Source organism: Ruegeria sp. AP12, assembly GCF_056540025.1.
On record NZ_JBQFVZ010000355.1, the window covers coordinates 1 to 503 of the forward strand.

The 503-nt window shown below is 55.5% G+C and carries 1 pseudogene; it reads left to right on the top strand.

Annotation, left to right across the window (positions count from 1 at the left end):
• A pseudogene (locus ACR0E6_RS23185) lies at positions 1–196 on the top strand (hypothetical protein); the annotation flags it as partial.
• Between the last annotated feature and the right edge of the window lie 307 nt (positions 197–503).

Sequence of the window (503 nt, forward strand, 5' to 3'; positions counted from 1 at the left end):
TTTCTTTGCCGACGACACAGCAGCTTTGGCGCAGACCTACGCCCGCATTGATGAGTTGAACCCGCGAACCGTTGAAACCCAAAGCTATCGCCCCCGTCAAAGCTTGTCCCATATTCCTTTGCTGCTGGCGCTGATGACCATTCTGATCAGCACAACCGGGTTCCATTTCTCCCACCGAAAGAAGGGAGTGAGCTGACAATGGACTTAACGGATTTCCATTTTATTCGAGTGTATTACCTAATACTCCTCATCCCTATGGCGTTCCTATGGTGGCGGATCAGACCCAAGCCCTCTCGTCAATCGGCTCATACTGCAGGGATCGCGCCACATCTTGCTGCCGCTCTGCAATTGGGCGCGGAGGAGAACCGTCGAATTCATCCCATAGACGTTGCCATGATCATCGCCACGCTCATCACCTTCGCGGCGGCGGGGCCGACGTGGTCGCGCGCACCCAATCCGCTGATCGCGGATACTGCGCCGCTGGTGATCGCTCTTAAAGTCAA